15 protein-coding genes are annotated in these 20,393 nt (G+C 52.6%); 7 read left to right on the forward strand and 8 right to left on the reverse strand.

Annotated features, from left to right (window positions below; all coding sequences use genetic code 11):
* The first annotated feature begins 23 nt into the window (after positions 1-23).
* Positions 24-1,550 (forward strand): DUF4080 domain-containing protein, encoded by a 1,527-nt coding sequence (locus tag SH527x_RS06325; RefSeq protein ID WP_437193808.1) that lies wholly within the window; start codon positions 24-26, stop codon positions 1,548-1,550.
* Between the two features lie 156 nt (positions 1,551-1,706).
* Here SH527x_RS06325 and SH527x_RS06330 read toward each other — a convergent pair whose 3' ends face one another.
* On the reverse strand, positions 1,707-2,777 hold the full coding sequence (locus tag SH527x_RS06330) for a hypothetical protein (RefSeq protein ID WP_437193809.1): 1,071 nt from the start codon (positions 2,775-2,777) through the stop codon (positions 1,707-1,709).
* Between the two features lie 878 nt (positions 2,778-3,655).
* On the opposite strand from SH527x_RS06330, the gene SH527x_RS06335 reads away from it, so the two are divergent.
* Positions 3,656-4,453, forward strand: a complete 798-nt coding sequence (locus SH527x_RS06335) for a DNA topoisomerase I (protein WP_437193810.1) — start codon at positions 3,656-3,658, stop codon at positions 4,451-4,453.
* 207 nt (positions 4,454-4,660) lie between these two features.
* Here SH527x_RS06335 and serA read toward each other — a convergent pair whose 3' ends face one another.
* Positions 4,661-6,295, reverse strand: coding sequence for a phosphoglycerate dehydrogenase (serA, locus tag SH527x_RS06340; RefSeq protein WP_437193811.1), 1,635 nt, complete (start codon positions 6,293-6,295; stop codon positions 4,661-4,663).
* Positions 6,296-6,886: 591 nt separating this feature from the next.
* On the opposite strand from serA, the gene SH527x_RS06345 reads away from it, so the two are divergent.
* The 3 genes from SH527x_RS06345 (at position 6,887) to recQ (ending at position 11,647) form a co-directional block, all read left to right on the forward strand.
* Entirely contained in the window at positions 6,887-7,408 is a 522-nt protein-coding gene (locus SH527x_RS06345; protein ID WP_437193812.1) for an OsmC family protein, read from the forward strand.
* Between the two features lie 267 nt (positions 7,409-7,675).
* Positions 7,676-9,082: a serine/threonine protein kinase gene (locus SH527x_RS06350; RefSeq protein ID WP_437193813.1), complete on the forward strand. Its 1,407-nt coding sequence runs from the start codon at positions 7,676-7,678 to the stop codon at positions 9,080-9,082.
* A gap of 345 nt (positions 9,083-9,427) precedes the next feature.
* Positions 9,428-11,647: a DNA helicase RecQ gene (gene recQ / locus SH527x_RS06355; protein WP_437193814.1), complete on the forward strand. Its 2,220-nt coding sequence runs from the start codon at positions 9,428-9,430 to the stop codon at positions 11,645-11,647.
* A 38-nt stretch (positions 11,648-11,685) separates the two neighbouring features.
* On the opposite strand, the gene SH527x_RS06360 is transcribed toward recQ, so the two are convergent.
* From SH527x_RS06360 to SH527x_RS06380, 5 genes are all read right to left on the reverse strand, one after another.
* Positions 11,686-12,033 carry a PilZ domain-containing protein gene (locus tag SH527x_RS06360; RefSeq protein WP_437193815.1) on the reverse strand — a complete coding sequence of 116 codons (348 nt, stop codon included), beginning with the start codon at positions 12,031-12,033 and terminating at the stop codon, positions 11,686-11,688.
* Positions 12,034-12,412: 379 nt separating this feature from the next.
* Complete coding sequence (gene nusB, locus SH527x_RS06365; RefSeq protein ID WP_437193816.1) at positions 12,413-12,946, reverse strand: transcription antitermination factor NusB; 534 nt, start codon at positions 12,944-12,946, stop codon at positions 12,413-12,415.
* Between the two features lie 160 nt (positions 12,947-13,106).
* The gene (gene ribH / locus SH527x_RS06370; protein WP_437193817.1) at positions 13,107-13,604 is read right to left on the reverse strand and encodes a 6,7-dimethyl-8-ribityllumazine synthase; all 498 of its coding nucleotides are present in this window, start codon (positions 13,602-13,604) and stop codon (positions 13,107-13,109) included.
* 202 nt (positions 13,605-13,806) lie between these two features.
* Positions 13,807-15,000 carry a bifunctional glutamate N-acetyltransferase/amino-acid acetyltransferase ArgJ gene (argJ, locus tag SH527x_RS06375; RefSeq protein WP_437193818.1) on the reverse strand — a complete coding sequence of 398 codons (1,194 nt, stop codon included), beginning with the start codon at positions 14,998-15,000 and terminating at the stop codon, positions 13,807-13,809.
* A 314-nt stretch (positions 15,001-15,314) separates the two neighbouring features.
* Complete coding sequence (locus tag SH527x_RS06380; RefSeq protein WP_437193819.1) at positions 15,315-16,688, reverse strand: serine/threonine protein kinase; 1,374 nt, start codon at positions 16,686-16,688, stop codon at positions 15,315-15,317.
* A 786-nt stretch (positions 16,689-17,474) separates the two neighbouring features.
* Between SH527x_RS06380 and SH527x_RS06385 the strand changes: the two genes are divergently transcribed.
* Positions 17,475-17,903, forward strand: coding sequence for a hypothetical protein (locus tag SH527x_RS06385; protein WP_437193820.1), 429 nt, complete (start codon positions 17,475-17,477; stop codon positions 17,901-17,903).
* Between the two features lie 72 nt (positions 17,904-17,975).
* Positions 17,976-19,082: a prenyltransferase/squalene oxidase repeat-containing protein gene (locus SH527x_RS06390; protein WP_437193821.1), complete on the forward strand. Its 1,107-nt coding sequence runs from the start codon at positions 17,976-17,978 to the stop codon at positions 19,080-19,082.
* Positions 19,083-19,216: 134 nt separating this feature from the next.
* On the opposite strand, the gene SH527x_RS06395 is transcribed toward SH527x_RS06390, so the two are convergent.
* A complete protein-coding gene (locus tag SH527x_RS06395) occupies positions 19,217-19,978 on the reverse strand; it encodes a DUF1571 domain-containing protein (protein ID WP_437193822.1) in 762 nt (253 codons plus the stop codon).
* Positions 19,979-20,393: the final 415 nt, after the last annotated feature.

The raw sequence follows: 20,393 nt of genomic DNA on the forward strand, positions 1-20,393 counted from the left end.
TTCTCCCCACTGAAAATGTCCCGATGTCCGACATCATCCTGACAACTCTGAATGCACGTTACTGCCACTCGGCCTTTGGCTTGCGTTATCTTCTCGCCAACATGGGCCCCTTGCGTGAGCAAACAACGCTGCTGGAATTCGGGATCAACGACAGCACAATTGACGTGCTCGCGCAGCTCCTCAATCATCATCCGCGCATGATCGGATTCGGCGTCTACATCTGGAATGTTCAGCAATTAACCAGACTCGTTGAAGACCTGAAGCGAGTGCGACCAGACATCATCGTGATTCTGGGAGGGCCTGAAGTCAGTTACGAGACGGACGGACAACCGATTGTTGAACTTGCAGATTATGTGATCAGTGGGGAAGCGGATCTGACGTTTCGGGAACTCTGTGCGGACCTGATGGAAGGACGCCCGCGAACCGACAAGTATATTACCGCTCCTGTTCCTCCACTCGACCAAATCGCACCACCATACGAGCTCTACAATTCAGAAGACGTGGCCAATCGGGTCATCTACGTTGAAGCATCTCGCGGGTGCCCGTTCACGTGTGAATTCTGCCTGTCAGCTCTCGATATCCCTGTCCGGACGTTCCCTTTGGAATCGTTTCTGGCATCGATGAAAAGTCTGTTGCAGCGAGGAACGAGACAGTTCAAATTTGTTGACCGGACATTCAATCTGAACTTGCGATTCAGTCAGGCAATTCTTCAGTTCTTTCTCGATCACTACGAGCCTGGCCTGTTCCTGCATTTCGAAATGATTCCAGACCGATTACCGGACTCATTACGTGCGTTGATTCAGAAATTTCCGCACGGAGCACTCCAGTTCGAGATCGGCGTCCAGACGTTCAACGACGAGGTCGGCAAGCTGATCAGTCGGCGTCAGGACAACAACAAGCTCGCGGACAACTTCCAGTTTCTTCGTGAAGAGACCGGTATTCATATTCATGCTGACCTGATTGTCGGCCTCCCCGGCGAAAGCATCGAGAGTTTTGCTGAAGGCTTTGACCGACTGGTTTTACTGGGACCACAAGAGATTCAGGTTGGCATTCTGAAGCGTCTCCGCGGGACGCCAATCATTCGCCATGACGAACAGTATGGAATGGTCTATAGCCCTTACCCGCCGTATGAGATTCTGGCGAATGGATTGATCAGTTTCGAAGAAATCCACCGACTTCGACGCTTCGCACGGTTCTGGGATCTGATCTCGAACAGCGGAAACTTCGTGCAGTCTCGCAAGCTGCTCTGGAGCGAGGGCGAATCCCCATTCTGGCGATTCAAGGAGCTTTCGGAATGGATCTATGATCAGGAACAGCGCACCCACGGAATTCCGCTTCCAAAGCTCGCCGAGCTTGTTTTCCGCTTTCTGACACAGGAACTCAGGCGACCAGAAGAAGACGTTGCTCAAGCAATCTGGCATGATTACACCAGCGGCGGTCGCGAGGATCGCCCGGCATTTCTGCGCCGTTTTGACCTCCCGGCTCCGCGTGAGATGCGTTCCCGCTCCGGTAATCTGCCGACTCGACAGGCACGACACACGCAGGCATAAGACGAAGCACAAAGCAGCTGCGTTATGCTCACATCTCGGCACGAGCGAATTCCTTCTCGCTCGAAAGTCGTCACGGAATCTGCATCGGATACAAAACAAAAAAGCCGCACACCTTAATGATGTGCGGCTTCTTCAATGGCTTCTCGCTGGTTTCATTTACTTTGCAATAGCAGCGGCTGCTCTAGGCGTCGGTGGTTTCGCCGCTGCAGGTTTTGGAACTGCTCCAGTCGTTGATGGTGGAGCGAAGTTTCCTGATCCTGCATAAATACTAGGGTCGTCGATGATCCATGGTGTGGACCAGGACTCTCCGTTATCGGCAGAGCAGATATTGAAGAAGATCGTGCTGAATGAAGTCCCTTTGATGTCGTAAGGGAGGGCAGAACGAATGTAGTCGGCACTGGTCAAATCATGCACGCCAGCGTGAGCGTAATAATGCACACGGGAATCTGGAGTGGCTGACATTCCGAGTGTCCACCAGCCTGGTTCCCGAATGATTGGTCCAGCCATCTCGTGGCCGCGTTCATCGGCACGCAACAGGATCTTTGCGTAAGGCTTCCCTGTCGTGTTCTCACGGGAATTCGTCGGGACATACTGAATAAAGAACCCTGGGTAGTATGGTTCGATTTCAGTCACTTTTTCGGTTCGCTTAGATCGCATGAATCGACGACCAATGCTGACCTCTTTGTCCTTTTCCATTGGCCCCTGCATCCCGGCACGCAGCCCGAACGAGACACCATTTCGCTCTTCCCAGTGTTCCCAGGCTGGAACATACACTCGTACGACGCAACTTGGAGAGTTTGCAACGGATAGCCCTCGCGCCTTCATAATGAAGTCGTCTTGAGCCTGATGCACATCCTTTTTGCGGAAGTTGTAGCCGGGATTCCCAGGAATCCCGGTATCTCGCGAGCGCATGTATAAAGAACCGGTGCTGCCTGGGATCGCTCCAGCAGGCGCTTCGACCCATTTTACGGAGTCAGGCGCACCACGCTTTGGGCTTTCAAACCAGAGACCGTTGTTACTTACGCCCAGCGGGTAACGAACGTTCCCGTCCTCTTCCCGACTGCTCTTTGGAAGGTTGGCGTTGTAAACAAAGCTCGGATCTTCAAACTTGTCCTGTGCGATCAAGGTTCCAGTACCTGGAACGACTTGGGCATAGGTCACTGCAGGCAACAGCAGAACTGGTGTCGCCAGGAGTAAAATCTTGAAGTAATTGACGCAGGGAAGCATCGTATGATTTCCATCCTGGAGACATGCGTGCTGAGAAGAAAGGGCATCAGTGCCCATCTCCAATAGTATCGGATGTTCTATTTGCACCGGTGATCCCTTTTGGCAGAAGTCCGCTTACAGAAGCTGCGCAAAAGATTCATGTTCTAATGTGGGGATTATCCCGATTTTGGCCTAGACACCGGCCATTTTTGCTGATTTCCAGTCTTGAGAAAAGGATCACGACCGGGCTCAGAGTATTTATTCTTAATTTGTTTTTTCTGTAGTTGTGGGTGCACACGAGCGGGTCGTCGTGCTGCACCAGAGTTTTTTCGGCCCATCTTTCCCCTCCTCTTTCAGTCGTAAAGCCGCCGTCACGTGAACACTGGGAGCACATGAGACCACTGCGATCCCCCGCAATTCGATTCACTCAATTGGTCGTCAGACAGCCGCGATTCAGGTTGAAATTCTCTTTCTGCGTCCCGGACCACGACCAATTCAACTGAAAATTCGTTCTAATAGCGATGGATGCGATTCCCGGAATTTCGACGCCAATAAAGACTACCAGCCGTTCACCGGAACGCGTCGCGTACGACCGAAACGGATTGCGGAAATTCATCCGATTCCGACAGAAACCAATCATCCAAATCGTCATCCGTTCCGTTGCCCCATCGAGCCGTCGCGCTCGACGACATCGCAGGCACCCGAACACGCCCGAATAGTCCAATCACTTGAGGATACACGCTCTGGTTTCACGAACAAGAATTTCTCATCCGCTCGGTCACTCATCTTCAGAGTTGCAAGCAACCTGATTACTGAGCAAGAGAGAGGCTGAGTAGTGTGCGTGAGGCAATCACTTCGCGTCAAATTTCCCGTCGCCGTCACATCTGAAAGAAAATTCCGTGGCAGTCCCCAGCAGTTGGATCAGCGAAATTCTTGCTCCGGTCATTCGACCGACAGCAAGGCTTGTCGTTGGCTTGATTGCAATTCCCTTGCTCCGGAAGATTCGCAAGAAGTTCCAACCAGATAAACAATGGGACGAGGAGTTTGAAAAGGATCTCGAACAATGGGTTCGGGCGTCTCTTGTTCTGATGCTGGCAACGAAGAACGTCGAATCGTCGATCACAGCCTGGGTCATGGAGAAACGCCCTGAGATCTCCATTGAAGATAACTGGTGGTTCGCAATCGGACGACTTCTGCTGGCAATCGGGGTGATCGAGTCGATGCCTGATCAACAGTTGTTTTCAATTATTCATCCTGGCCCGCGACGCCCGAACTGGGTCCGAGGAATCGGATTCAAAAAGAACTTTCAACGGGAATTTTTTCCACTCCTCAAAGGAGTCATCTGCCTGCATCTGAACCGATCGTCACCAGTCTTCGCGATTCTCTCAGTCATTTTCAACGGGACTGCTGGCTGGGTCTTTTTCTTTCTCGCCATCACTCAGTATCTGATCATCGGTCTGGTCACATCACGAGACAAAGCGGTTGACATCCTGAGTCAGTTCGACATGGAAGTTGCCGAACGGCGAAAGGCCATCATGCAAGAAATGGATATCCGCCAGGACTCAGCAGAAAAGTCCAACTCAGCCCCATCAGAACATGCAGTCGCGATACCGTCGGGATTGATGTCAGCGATGACGTCCCCCACAACGGATTCTGCCCAACAAGCAACGGACTCGCAGCCTCACTCGAAGCAGTGACGCCCCCCAGGTTGGCAGTTCCACGCGACGTGACTGGTTCCATCACGCCAGTCTCATTTAATGGCTTCGAGTCGGAACCCGATAGCGAAGTACATAAAAAAGTCTGCCGACAGGTTTCATCCCATCGGCAGACAATTGAATTTCAGATGACTGAACTTCAGTCGGAACTTCCTCGGTGCCTACAGCCCCGAGATTACATCCGCCAGATTACAGCCCCAACCATGGAAGTGGAGCACCTGCTTCTGGAAGGCTGACCAACTGAGCATTCAAAATGTCAGAATGCTTCAGGACCTCGTCGATCGCTTCCTGCGATGGCTTGTTATCCACGTTCAGAGTTGCAATGGCGTCTCCACCCTGCACTTTAGAACGACGACCAACGGCCATGTGAGAAATGTTGACGCCATGCTTCCCAAAGGCGGTTCCGATCGCACCAATCACGCCGGGAACATCTTTGTGCGAGATGAACATCATCAGGCCGTCGAGATAAGCATCGAACTGGTAATCGTCGATCTTCACGAGGCGGAGGAAGTCATTCCCAAAGGTTGTTCCGCTGATTGTTCGCTGACCTTTTTCAGTTTCTGCAGTCACTGAAATCAGAGTTGCGAAGGCACCGGCCTCTGTTGTCGAAACAGTCGTAATCGGCAACCCGCGATCAGCAGCAGTCAGGTCGGCATTGACGATGCTGACGCTGGTTTCCAGAGCTGCGGAAAGCAACCCTGAAGTGAAGGCACTTGTGATCAGCTTCACAGGCTTGGAAGCAACGTCCCCTTTGAAATGCAGGCGAGCCGATTTGACGGTCTCACCCTTCGTCAACTGCGCCAGCAACAGTCCCAGACGATAGGCCAGGTCGAGATAAGATCGAGCCCCTTCCAGTTCTTTGCCAGAGATTGGAACCATATTCACAGCCGAACGAATTTCGTTCTTGGTCAGGAAGTTGGCAACAATTTCAGCGGCTTCCAACGCCACCTGCTCTTGTGCTTCGTCGGTTGACGCAGCGAGGTGCGGTGTTGAAAGAACCTGAGGCAATTTTGTCAAACGGAAGTCAGCAGCCGGTGGTTCGCTGGTGAAGACGTCAAACGCGGCACCTGCAACATGACCGGATTCAATCGCGTCGGCCAGAGCTTCTTCATCGACAATCCCGCCTCGGGCACAGTTCACAATGCGAACGCCCTTTTTCAAAGCAGCGAGTCGTTTTGCTCCGAGCAATCCTCGGGTTTCTTCAGTCAACGGAGTATGGACAGTAATGATGTCACACTTCGAGATCATCGCATCGAGATCGCGATACAACTCGATTCCCAACTGAGCAGCACGTTCTTCCCCGAGAAACGGGTCGTAGCCCAACACCGTCATTTCTAGCCCACGGCAGCGTTTGGCGACGGCGATTCCGATTCGTCCGAGGCCGATCACGCCGATCGATTTTCCAGCGACCTGAGTTCCGTTGAAACTCTTGCGGTCCCACTTTCCGTCTCGCATTGTCTGTGACGCTGGCCCGATGTTTCGGACGAGTGCCATCATCATCGCGATCGTGTGCTCAGCTGTACTGATTGTGTTTCCATCTGGCGTATTGGAAACAATGATCCCGTTTCGGGTGGCGGTCGGAAGATCGACGTTATCAACCCCGACGCCTGCTCGGGCAATGACCTTCAGACGCTTCTGCCCGTCAAGCACATCGGCAGTGAGTTTCGTGCCGCTGCGGATAACGATCCCATCCGCTTCCTGCAGCGCGACTTTCAGATCAGCAGGCTTCATCCCTGGGGAATAGACAACTTCGATTTCCGGGAAGCTTTTGAGAAGGTCGAGACCTTGAGCCGAAAGGGTGTCGGTAACGAGCACGCGATACATCAGAATTCCAGTTATTTATTTTACGTTTCAGAACTGATATGTCAGTGTCCGACACTCGGGCACACGTTTATCCAGAAGGGACAGAATACCTGTCTCTTCCAGTTCATTGACTCAATGACTCAATTGCCGGCGAACAGGTTCTGGAAAATTGAGCAAATCGGTCTCAGGAATTTGCTCCCAAGGCGGACATCAGCGCAACATTCGCGTGAAAATTCTGACGAAACGTCAATTCAGGCCAACTCGTCTTCGTTTCCTGAATCGTGATTCATTGAATTCATCCAAAATCCGCGGCCGAACCAATTCACCTCAAACTATTTGCCCAACAATATTTCCAGCGAAACCGAAACAATGCGGTCTCGGCTTGGAGCACTTGGGTCATCGCTTGAGACAGTGTAGCATAAAGGAGAGTCAGTCAGCGGCAAGCGTCCCGAGGATGAATGTCAGGCTGTAAAGAGACTCGACGATCAATTGTAACTTCAATGCTGATTTGCGATTGCTGGGAAAATCCCGTTCAATCGAATTGGTTAATTCGCTCCTTTCTCGCTTGGGAGAAAGAAGCATTTCGTCAACTTCCCTGTCAGGGTGTTTTGAATGAACTCACAAGAACTCAGGGCAATTCAGGCACCATTCAAAGAGCGATATCAGAACACGCCCGAAGCAGCGAAACAGACCCTGACAGCGACCGGACGCATTGAATTTGATTCGATTTCCGTCCAGCTCGATCGTCCGGGGCCAGCCTGGGAGCGTTCAGGGCTCCATCCGCTGGCAGGGGGCGATGGAAATGCGGCATGTGCTGCTGAAATGCTGCTGAATGCATTGGCAGGCTGCGCCGGTGTCACCTTTGCTGCAGTCAAAACAGCAATGGAAGTCCCCATCACCTCAACAGTCATTCGAGTTGAAGGTGATCTCGATTTTCGCGGGACTCTGGGAGTCGCCAGAGGAATTCCCGTTGGCTACGAAGCAATTCGAGTCCACTTTGAAATTGAGTCCGACGCCCCGGACAGCAAGCTATCCAAACTGACTGAACTTGCAGAGCGTTACTGTGTTGTCGCTCAATCCCTGCAAAACGTCTCCGCCAGTTGGAGCCGGGTCAGTGCTGCAAACGCGAGTTAAGTCTTCAAACAGGCCGTGTGAACAATCTGATTGAGATCTTTTCCAAATGCAGTGAATTCACAAGAGGTGCGTCTGAGGCGATCCTCAAAATGATCACGCAGGAAATGAGATCAAGATTTTTGGAAGTTCCCGGCATTCACCGGTAGCCCTGCGACTTCAAGGTGTGTCAAAATATCGGAACACCTCTCTCTCTGAGATATCACTTTCATCCTGTCGATTTGGGCAGCCTGGTTCTGCCTGTTTCCCATGGTCTATCTCGACCCACCAATGACAATTTACTGCCCTGCCTGCAACGAAGCGTTTGTGGCACGTCAGGGAAACATGCGCTGCCCTCGCTGTGGGATGCAAACGATTGGCAATGCGCAATCGTCCTTAAACACGATTCATCTCTCATTCGATGAGTTACAACCGGTGGAAAGTGACATCGGTGCCAAGGACGATCTGTCCTTTCTCATCGACACTGAGTTTGACCGTTATCGGTTAAAGTCCCTTCTTGGAAAAGGAGGGATGGGCTGGGTCTTCCTCGGGCAGCATTTGCAGTTGAATCGTCCCTGCGCTGTGAAGATTCTGTCGCCGTCACTGGTGAAAAAGGACCTCGACTATCTGGACCGCTTCCATACAGAAGGTCAGGCGGCCGCGTCACTGAATCACCAGAACATCGTCACTGTTCACGCAATCGGCCAATACTCAGGACTCCACTTTCTGGAGATGGAATTCGTCCCAGGTCGTTCGCTGCAGAAGGTCGTTAACGAGCAGACTTTGCTCCCCGGCCGCGCAGCCACAATCGCACTCGGGATTGCCAACGGTCTGGCCATTGCCCACCGCATTGGTGTCATTCACCGCGACCTGAAGCCTGACAATGTGATGCTGCCTCATTACGGTGGCCCCAAAATCGCAGACTTCGGGCTCGCGAAACGCCTTCACGGTAAATCATCGTTCGATGTCCCGGGGACCCTCGCCGGAACTCCACACTTCATGGCCCCGGAACTCTTCTCAGGAGCACCGGCAACCCCGGCAAGTGACATCTACGCACTGGGCGTCTCCCTGTATGTCATGTTGACGGGAACAGTCCCATTCCGTGGGGACAACATCACCCAACTCGCTCAATCCATTCAGCACGACACCTGTCCGAATATTCGAATCGATCACCCGACCGTCCCTCTTGAGCTCTGTGAATGCATCGCAATGATGCTGGAGAAAAGCCCGAGTAACCGCCCCCGCGACGGTATTGTTGCGTCCGAGTTGCTACAGGCGATTCTGGGGCAGATGCGCGACATTGAAGCACTGCTCCAGAATGCATTCAAGCACGAATACAACATTGAATGGAAACGAGTCAAAGACCACTTCCAGATCATCGCAACGCTTGCCAATGGACGTCAACAACGGGTGATCATTGAAACCAGCAAGCATGATTTGACCGAACGACTGCTGCAAATCTACAGCATCTGCTGTCCTGTTGAGGCATCCTATTACCATGAGGCGCTTTGTCTCAATTCACAGATGCCTCATGGGTCGATCGCCATTCGTAAGATCGACGGACAGGATTACTTCGTCACTCTGAACAACTATCCACTCGGAACGGCTGACGCGGAAGAAGTTCGGGCCAGCGTTCTGGAATTGGCCAGCCGCGCGGACACCATCGAACTGAAGTTGACTGGCGAGGACCGTAATTAGTGCCGTTTCGAAATTACGCGACGTCTCTGACATACGGAAACCAGCCTTTTTTCAATTGAATCACCTACGTTGCGGCCCATGAAAGACCGAACCGGATTGGACGATTCTTTCAACTCAATCTTCCACTGAGCAGACAAAACGCGGCAATCCGGATATCCTCATTCAGCCGCTGCCTGCGTCCTATTGTGGCATTTTGCGTTTCGGTCATTATGGATTCTCGATCGATCGCCGCTGTGAGAAGCAGATGCAAAGAACCACAGCCAGGCAGGCTCGATTGCAGCAGGTTTCCAGTGAGTATTGAACTCGTTTTCATATCGATTCATTGAACGGAGTGTTTGAACCGAGATGGCTGAAACGCTTGTTACGACAGGCAAAAATTCGCTGACGTCTGTTCTGAAGCAGTATTGGGGCTATAGCGAATTTCGCCCGTTACAGCGCGAATCCATGGAGTCGATTCTTGCAGGAAACGACACGCTGGTTGTGATGCCGACCGGAGGCGGAAAGTCTCTGTGCTATCAGGCTCCAGCACTCTGCATGGAAGGCACCGCGATCGTTCTCTCGCCACTGCTTTCCTTAATGAAGGATCAGGTGGATACCGCCCAGAACTGTGGCATTCCTTCCGCGGTTCTGAACAGCACTCAAACTCCCGCCGAGCAACGGGAAACGCTGGTCAATCTGCGGACCGGACAATTGAAGCTGCTGTATGTTTCTCCAGAACGGGCCGTTCAAAACGACTTCTTGCGAGTCCTCGACAACATCAAACTTTCGATCTTTGCGGTCGATGAAGCCCACTGTGTCAGCCAATGGGGCCATGATTTTCGCCCACATTATCGCCAGTTGAAAACACTGCGTGACCGCTTTCCGCAAGTGGGGATGCACGCATTTACGGCAACGGCGACCAGTCGGGTCCGGGACGATATTCAACTGCAACTGGCACTGCGAAACCCGACGGTTCTGGTTGGCAGTTTTGACCGTCCGAACTTGACCTATCGCATCGAACGAAAGGCCAATTCGGGAGGACGAATTCTGGACGTCCTGCGGAACCACAAAGGCGAATCCGGAATCATCTACTGCATCACCCGAGCAGAAGTCGACCGCTGGACAAGTGTGCTGAAAGGGGCCGGATTTCGGGTACGCCCTTATCACGCCGGACTGAGCGATCAGGTACGCAAAAAGAATCAGGATGATTTCATTCGCGACAAAGTCGACATTGTGGTCGCGACGGTCGCATTTGGAATGGGAATTGATAAATCCAACGTGCGGTTCGTCATTCACTCGGGAATGCCGCAATCACTCGAAAATTATCAGCAGGAAAGCGGGCGTGCTGGTCGAGATGGTTTGCCATCGAATTGCTATCTCTACTTTGGTGGCGACGACCTTTTCAAGTGGAAGCACATTTTTTCCGATCAGCCTCCGCAGGTTCGTCAGACGTCGATGGATTCATTGAATGCGATGCTGAATTTCTGCGAAGGAATTCACTGCCGCCATCGCATGATCGTTCAACACTTCGGGCAAGATCTTGACCATGATTGCGGGACAAGCTGCGATCTCTGTCAGGAAAAACGCCCGGAAATGAACGATTCCCTCGTCCTGTCCCAGAAGATCCTCTCTTCGATTTTCCGACAGCAGCAACAGACCAGCTCCGACTACACGGCACTTGTCCTGAAAGGATCATACGACCGTCGTGTCGTCGAGAACGGACACGAAAATCTTTCCACCTGGGGACTGCTCAAGGCTTACGACAAGCCGCTCATCGTTAGCTGGATTGGTCAACTCGTCCATCAGGGATTCCTCGTTCGACAAGGCGAGCAGAATGCATTGAAGATTACGGACCAGGGTGCAGAACTCCTGCGTGGACAACGAGTCCCCATCCTGCTTGGACCGGCACAGGGTGTGAATAAGCGATCCCCCGGCAGCGATTCGAACGACATCACCGCTTGGGATGGAGTCGACAAAGGACTCTTTGAACGCTTGCGAGAATTCCGTACAGAAATGGCTCAGGAACGGGAAGTTCCCGCCTATGTCATCTTCACAGACGCAACGCTCCGTGGACTTGCAGCCCAACGCCCGACGTCGTTGGAGCGACTTCTTCACGTCCCGGGGATCGGACAAAAGAAAGCCGACGTCTTCGGCGAGCTGATCCTGAAGGCCATTGCCGACTACTGTGCAGAACATGACGTTCGCACGGAACCCGGCATGATTCAACGATCAGCAAAGCGAGAAGCGAAACCGATCACTCCCAGCGGGCCGGCACTGGCAGCCTTTCCACTCTTTGCGGGAGGAGTCTCCATCGAATCTGTGATGGACCTTCAAGGCAAGAGCCGCTCAACTGTGATGAATTATCTGGCACAGTTTCTGGGATCACAGCCGGAAGCGACGCTCACACCGTGGGTTCCTCAGGACCTCGTCGATCGCGTTCAGGAAGCAATCACGGCAGTCGGGGCTGAACCACTGAAGCCGATTTACCTTCATCTGAATGAAGAAGTGGACTACGACACGATTCGCCTGGTCACAGCGTTTCTAAACAATCCACATCAGCGGTCCCCATCAACTGATTCCGAATGAAACGGCCGCTGCGCAGTCGCGCGATAGACTGAATCAGTCTAGTTGCCTCTGTTTACGAACTGTCCACCGGACATGAACATGCCATTCACGCATGGCTTGCACCATTCCATCTTGACGCAGTATTCGAACTCGCGTGTGTCGCTGGCAATTCGAACGGTGACTTCTTCCAGCGGAACTGCCCCATTGTGAAGCAGGCCCACTCCCAAACGACTGACCTCACGAGTCACAGCAGGGATCGTGTTCCCGCGACTCGTGACAATCTCAGCCGGAATCGTCAGCTCCAACCGTTCGACACTTCTCTGGTGGTTGACTTCGGATTTTCCGATGGTGTCTAAAACTCGCCGTACATCGTTCTGCGTCGGACGACTCCATGGATCGGCTGGCATAGATTCCTCACGCGATTTCATGACAGATTACGAAACGATCTGCTCGACTTAGTTACGTCGAAACCAATGCCCAAACCTAGAAGCACTGACGCGAGACGTCCAAATGAACAAACAGGTCAAATCCCAATGAACGTCCCTTCGGAGAGACCGTTCAATGCGACAGACAACCGTAGCTCAAATTTGAAGCAGTAACTAAAAATGGCCAAGGGTTTTCCCCTTGGCCAACATGAAAAATCGTCACGATACGGATAATCGAATTCAACGACCGATCGAATCGTACACGAATCTTGTAGCACTCACGCATGTCGGAGTGATTTGCTCACAGCGATAAAGAAACGTCGCGAGTTCAGTCCTTCAAACCTGTCGAAATCAAACAGGCTTATTCGTCAGAATTGCCGCGTAATTCTTTTGGAAGTTCGCTGTCTCGGACGGCTCCTTCAGGAATGGCGATCGGGTCCGGGTTCACATCCGGGACATGAATTGGACCAGACGGGACAGGCCGACCGGGACGACGACGCTCCGCCGGAACAAGCCGATCGAGAATCCCGTTCACAAACTGCGAGGACTGGCTGCTGCCGAACTTCTTCGCCAGTTCCAAAGCCTCATCAATCGCGACTCCAACCGGGGCATCAGTGTAGAGGAGTTCATAGGCTCCTAAACGCAGAACCGCACGGTCAGTCGCTGCCATTCGGCTGATCCGCCAGTTCGCAGTCACCGCCTGAATCTTGTCGTCCAGCAGGTCACGGTGTTCCATCACCCCTCTGAACAACGCCATCGAGAATTCGCGGATTGGAGCATCGTTCAGGCGTTCCGCGATCATCTCGCGAATCATTCGTCCATCGACATCTGGATTCAAATCCAGCTGATACAACATTTGCACAGCGACCTGGCGTGCTTTACTACGTTTCGACATTCAGTAAGTCTCAATCTCAGAAAGCACGGGAGAACGTGCGACATCTATTCAGAAGTACGGGAGTGACGTCCTCACGGATTCGGCACTTGAGACTGGCTCAAGACCCCAAGGCCGCGACAGAACCGCCCGAAGAATTCAAACACATCATCCCCGGCAAGTATCACGAGCCTGCAGCGATATTTGAAGCTGCTTTCAACTGCTTTAACACGCTCACAGTCTCCAACGCAGCGACAGCGGCCTCTGCCCCTTTGTTCCCAACAGCCCCACCAGCACGTGCAATCGCCTGATCCATGTTACGGCAGGTTAACACACCAAACAAGACGGGGACCCCGGTGTTTTGGGAGGTCGTAACAAAACCCTGTGCGACGGCATGATTTATGTAATCGTGATGATCGGTGTCGCCTTGAACGACCGCCCCCAGTGCAATCACAGCGACATAGTCGCCCAGTTTCGCCATTCGATCTGAAACAACGGAAAGCTCAAACGCTCCCGGCACCCAGGCAACCGTGATCGCATCAGAGGACAATCCATGCCGAGTGAGTGTTTCTACAGCACCATCAAGAAGTTTCTGCGTGACCCCTTCATGATAGCGTGAGACAACGATCCCATAGCGATCAGATGGATCAACTCGAAGCTTTCCCACAATTTGACGGGGCATGGTCTCTCTCGTTCAATGCAAGCAAGGCAGCTATCAGGGTCACTGTAACCTATGGTACAGCAACAGTTACAGCAGGAAAACCATCTGCAGTGTCACGTCAGATGGCAGGCCAGTCACTCATTCTAGAGTTTTTTCCTGTTTGAGCTACCGGTCCCTGCGTACCGATTCTGCACGGCACTCGAATCAACACTACGAATCGACACTATGTTGTGTAATCCGCATTGAGGTGAATGTATTCATCGGTCAAGTCGCAAGTCCAATAGGTCACCTGAGCTTTTCCTAATCGGAATTGCAGATCAATCGTGACCACACCGGTCGCCATGGAAGCCGAAAGAACCGCTTCGTCATAACTGACAGGTCGACCGGCCTCGTAGATCACGACACCGTTTAAAACCAGCGACAGGTCCTGTTCCTGGAACGGAACACCGGCATACCCCGCAGCCGAGACAATTCGCCCCCAGTTCGGGTCGTTTCCTGTTACTGCAGTTTTCACCAGCGGGCTGTCACAGACCGCCTTGGCAATGAGTCGAGCATCGGCGTCAGACGGAACCCCCAGAACATTCACTGTCACGAAATGCTTCGCACCTTCGGCGTCTTTAATGATCTTTTGGGCGAGTTCTATACATGCCTCTGACAGAACTGCCTGAAAGCGCCCCTGATCCGCCGGACTCAAAACGTCACCACCCGCTGCCCCGTTTGCGAGCAGCAGAACAGTGTCGCTAGTGCTGGTATGACCTTCGACCGAAATATTGTTGAAGCTGCGATTGGCTGCGACTTTCAACATGTCATTCGCCAATTCCGGCGTCAGTGTTGCGTCGGTCATGACAACAGCAAGCATGGTCGCCATGTTCGGAGCGATCATCGCAGCCCCTTTGCAGACGCCAGTAATCGTGATCAGATTGCCTCCCACCTCGATCGTTCGGGTGACAATCTTCTCTACTGTATCTGTCGTCATGATTGCCTGAGCTGCCAGCAGCAAATTCTCAGGGCCATCGCCCAGCAGATGACTTGCGTCACGAATCCCGGACTGAATCTTCTCCATTGGCAAAAATTTACCAATCACCCCCGTCGAACAGACGAGGACGTCCTCCTCGCCGCTCTGAATCTTCTCCGCAACCAAAGCCGTCATCAGTTTCGCATCGGCGAGACCTCGTTCACCGGTGCAGGCGTTCGAGTTTCCGGAGTTGATCACCACCGCCCGGACAGTACTGGCAGGAACGCGTGAACGCGAAACGATGACTGGCGCCCCGACCACCCGATTCTGGGTGAAAACGCCTGCCGCAACCGCTGGAAAGTCTGAAACGAACAGCGCCAGATCAAGTTTGCCAGACGCCTTGATTCCACATTTGGTGCCGGCTGTTTGAAACCCAATAGGGAGAACATTTTCGCTGTTCATGCCTGATCCTGTTTATCAACGACTTTTCGCAGTTTGGAAAAAGCAGTCTGGGAAAGTCCCTCATCCGCCCTGACCAGCGACCGCAACAACTTCGACTTCGACATTGAAAATTGAACGAGCCACGAGTCTGATTTTAGGCAGGTTGAGTCGAGCAACTCCAGACTCTGTCAACTATTAGACTCAATGCAGCCCGGCATTGTTCGGAGTCCGTCTCGATTTTTCCACAGGACAATGATTTTTTCGCAATTTGAGAAAGGCGACGCCCCAGAATCGGCGTCGAGACAGTACCAGATTCCATCCGTAATTAATGCAAATTAATTGGGAGCGGAGTCTTTCCCAACTGCTTCAGAATCCTTCGAATTCAGTTCCGTCGAATTGGGACTGGTGGAATACGGCGACCAATCTGATTCTGTTGAAATCTCATGGGTGGCGTACTCCTGAAGGAGCACACGTGCCACGAGCGTAATGGCAATCAGGATGACGGCAAAGACGATCAGCCCCCATGGAACAGGGCGTTTGTTGATTGCCTGACCGTCAGCATCCACTGCCATTCGCACAAGTGGGCGACGCGGATCGCTCTTGGTCTTCGCAACCGGGATCTCGCATCGAGTCGCCTGCGTGCGGCTCAGTTTTTCACGGGCAGCGCCATTCGCTTTCAAAACAGCAGGCGTTACAGATTTTCGCTGCTGGGACTGTTGAGAATGAACCGTAAAATCAGTGGAGGATGGTCCATCTCCGATCAGGATCGAAACCCCGTCGTCAGATTCCTTCAGGTCAATGTCATCAGCGAACATCGCCAGCAAATCTGGACCAACTTGTTCGGTCTGCAGGACAGAGCTACTCAGATCCGCAATCAGTTCCGCCGGTGTCTGGTATCGCTGCTCTTTTTTCTTTGCCATCAACCGGTGAATGATGGCAATTAATGCTTCAGGAACCTTGGGATTCAGAATCCGCGGGTCGGGTAAGGGAGCCGAAATATGAGCAGAGATCTTATTCGTCACGCTCCCCATTGGGTAAGGCGGAGAACCTGTGATCAGGTGATACCAGGTACACCCCAGCGAGTAGAGATCGCTCCGGATGTCGGCAGCCTTACTGTTACTCGCCTGTTCGGGCGCCATGTAATCGACGGTCCCGACGGTCGTTCCATCTCGGGTAATGGTCGTATCGAGAGTGTCGTCGATTGACCTCGCCAACCCCATGTCCGTGAGCTTCACGGTCCCTTCGCGGGAGATCATCAGATTGGATGGTTTAATATCCCGGTGAACGATGTTCCGTTCATAAGCATGCTGCAGTGCGGCAGCAGCCTGGCGCATGATTTCGACAGATCTTTTAATGGGGATCGGCCCACGTCGATTCACCCATTCCAGAAGATCAATACCGTCGACGAACTCAAGCGCCAAAAATAAATGACCGCTGGCTTCCCCTGCTTCGAAGACGCTGACAATGTTTTTGTGTTGCAGAAGTGCGGCAGCCTGGCCTTCTGACTTGAAGCGTCGCACAAGAGTCGGGTTCTTTGCACGATCGAGTGGCAAGACTTTGAGAGCAACTGTTCGCTTCAGTTCGGAATCCGTCGCCAGATAGACGGTTCCCATTCCCCCGGCGCCCAATTGCCGAATGATCTCATACTTACCAATTCGACGAACCTCTTCCCGCGGTTCTTGATCTGGAGTGCGGGAAGGTTCGGACATTGGCAATCTCGTGCGTTTAGTTCGAATTCGTTGGAGAGAGTATCACTTAGAGTACAGCAACCGACAACTTCTTAAATCCCGAAGTCTGATCTTTCCAACAACTGGAATTCACTCGTTACCGCAAGATTGGCAGCCACCTTCAAGCATCTTTGTGCAGGCACATCGTCGATCGTTCACTGAGGTCCCAAGGCCTTCAGTCAGAACAATTGACTCCCTCAAGACATCAATCGCCCCCAAATCCCGTATGAATCGACTGCCAGAAAAGTCGCTAATCAGGACGAAAATTCATTCACGAACACTTTGGATCATACTTGGCACTTCCACACAGCGTCAAAGGCGAATCCCGCAGTTCGTACACGAAGTTTCCCGAAACCTCCTGAATTCGACATTCCTGATCCAGTATTCTGGAACCGCATTTTCCGCACAAACGGCACAGCATTCCAAACAGGTCTCTGACGACCCATTCGATCAGCTCACCGTTGGAGGTTGGAACGAATCGAAGTCCAATTTGGATCAGTTCGATTTGCGATATTCTCTGACTCAGCCTCACCACATCGTTCCCATCAGGTCTTCAGGATTTTGACACTCTCCCGAGCGACGACCACGGTTCCAATGTCACAATCGGTCCAATTTTCTTATCATCCCAGACAGCAATGCGATCGAGCCAAATGGCAAGGAGGAAGACGGCAACCTGAAATGTCCGGCAGGAGATGACAGGCCGTCTTTACTCATTCACTGAAATGATCGCAGGTTCTGACAGAGTCTGAGTGTGGGAAGGAACGCGAAATGGAATTGGTCCAATCCCTTTTGAATGTCATCATGGCCATGACCTCGTTTGTCATTGTCCTGAGCAAGACACTCTTTCCCTGGCTTCCATTGGGACTCTGGATTGCATTCTGGCTGTTCGCCGTCAATTGGAGGCAACTCTATCCTGTTCTTTCACGTGGAGCCGGAGTCGGTGCCTGCCTGCTGAGCCTGCTGATTGTCTTCGTCTGGTGCACGCTCGCTGAACCTGCAAATGGCACACACAACCTGGCAGGTTTGCAGGTGAGTAATCCTGTTGGAAAGTTTGTGTACGTCAGCAATCTGATCATCATTGCAATGTTTTGCGGCTCCGTTCAGTTGGCCGGAACATGCGGACGATGGTGCAACTTCGACGCTCAGTCGCCTGCGGACAAACACAAGGAACACGAAGCGAAACATCCGCACGCCTGATTTCAGGCTGCAAGTTTCTCCGCCTACGCTCTGTTACGAATCCCCTGCTCCTTATTAATGACGCCGATTGCCATGGATCGTCCCGATCAGACATCTCAGCACAAAGGACGTGGAGAACAGACGCCGTTGCATCGTCGTCAGATGTTGAAAGGCTTCCTCGGCCTGATGTCGGCTGCTGTCGGATTCGAATCGATTCAAAAGGCGTTCGCTCAGGATGCACAGCGACATGCTGTTGACCAGTCGATTTCAAGAGCCCTCGAATACATCTCTGCCCAGCAACATGCGGACGGATATTGGAAAACAGAGGCCTGGGGTGAATCGACGGCAATCACGGCACTCGGTGTCATGGCCTTTATGGCGGCTGGGTACATCCCCGGTGAAGGAAAATACGGAGAACAGATCGTCAAAGGGGTGAAATGGGTCGTCTCTCAGCAGCAAGCCAACGGAATGCTGATTCTCAAGACGCAAAGCCATGGGCCGATGTATGACCATGGAATCTGCTCGTTAATGCTTGCCGAAGTCTGCGGCATGATGGAAGCGGCCGACGCTGTCCCGGTTCGCCGAGCATTGGAGAAGGCGATTCGCCTGATCCTTGAATCTCAGGCAGTTGAGAAATTTGACCGTCATCAGGGTGGCTGGCGTTACCAGATTGACAGTCGCGACAGTGATCTGAGTGTAACCGGCTGGCAGGTTCTCGCATTACGGGCAGCCAAAGACATCGGATGTGATGTCCCGGCCGAAGCGATCGATGCAGCGATTCATTATGTGAAGATGTGTTCGGATCGAAAGCAGAATGGCTTTGCCTACCAACCTGGAAACAGCCCCACGCCAACATTGACAGGCTGCGGCATCACCTGCCTGGAAGTCTGCGGCGATCACCATTCAGAAGAAGCACTCGCAGCTGTGCGCTGGTTGCAAACACACCCGTTGGTCGAACAATCCGCTTACTTCTATTACGGCGTGTATTACACCGGAGTAGGACTGTTCAAAATCGGCGGAGACACCGCCACAAAGAACTACGATCATCTCGCCGGAATCCTGCTCGCAATTCAACAGGACGACGGGAGCTGGACTCCCCGATACGGCAGCGAGAAGCAGGCTGGAAAGATCTACACCACCAGCCTCGCAATCCTGTCACTCGCAGTGGAGTATCGCTATCTGCCGATCTATCAGCGATAACTCCACCCTGCCCTCGATTGTCTGAAACCGCGTTCCGACGTGCGGGTTTCCGTCTTTCGTCTGACACAGCAACTGACAACACAACTGTTGCTCGTTCACAGCTCAGACAGATTCACAGCCCAGACAGAAGCAGATTAACGAACTCGTAGCTTGTAGTCCTTGTTGCGCTGATCGAAGTCAGATGCAGTCAGGTCCTTCTGGATGTTCAGATCTGTGTATGCATAGAACTCGACGAGTGTCTCTTCGTCAATCGACTCTGGTGCGGCGTCGCGTGCCCAGGTGTAGTTCTTCACACAAATCGGAAGAGAAAGTTCTTTGTCGACAAAGACCATCGACTTGCGATAGGTCGCGTGAATCTCAGGGCTCTGGTAGTTGATCTGATACAGATAACACGAACGGCCTTCGAACTCCTGATTGTCGATCAACTCACAGGTAAACCCGTTGCCCCGTTCGAGGTCCTTTTTCTGATAATCCAGAACAGTGTGTCCGAGCTGAAGTAGACCTGCTTTTGTGATCGGATGACGTGATTCGGACATCGCCAGATCGCCTTCCGGCTCCAGGCTGAGCAGACCTGTCAGACGTCCTTTAATACCGCCAGGCTGTACCAGCAGGTTGCCGCTATTCTGCCCTTGCACGTAGATCAACTGGCGTCCGCGATCCCCAGAGTTCCACTTCATGTAGACGCTGAAGGGCTCATGTCGGATCTTCAAATCGATGTTCTGTTCTTCGCTGAGCGTTCCGTTGATTCGCTCCTGGCGGAACATGCTCGCTGTATAATCCGGGACGCTGGCGAAGTTGCGGCATCCTTTCTCAAGCAGCGACGAGGCCATTTTAATAGCCCAAATTCCACGCAGTGTCCCATCATCATCCGCAATCGGAGTCAAAGGGCTGATCACTGAGCTCCCTGAATTGACTTCAAGGGATGCCATCTGCCTGGGCGTGCCGAGTGACGCTGTGACGACTGGTGCCGCCTTCGCAGTCTTGACACTTCCTCCGTCAGCGCCCGAAACAAATGGATCTAAATTGAGATGGGAGAATCCCAGCGCAAGACCTGCAATGGATGCTGCAAGGAAATTACGCTTGAATGGAGATACTGACCGATCCGATCGCAACATGCGTCGTTACCCCGGGGCTGGAAGTCCAGTAACTTATCGAACAAAGGAGCGAACACCACGATGATGCAGCCGAAGATCCGCCAGAGCGACGGTTCCTCGAAGAGCAAGGGCTGATTCATCAGAAAAATCGCGAGTGATCTGTGTTCTCTCGCAATAGTTCATGTTGGTAACCATCTCTTTCGGCAATTCTGACCTG

Origin of the sequence: Planctomicrobium limosum, assembly GCF_051465645.1 — a bacterium.
Taxonomy (GTDB): Bacteria; Planctomycetota; Planctomycetia; order Planctomycetales; family Planctomycetaceae; genus Planctomicrobium.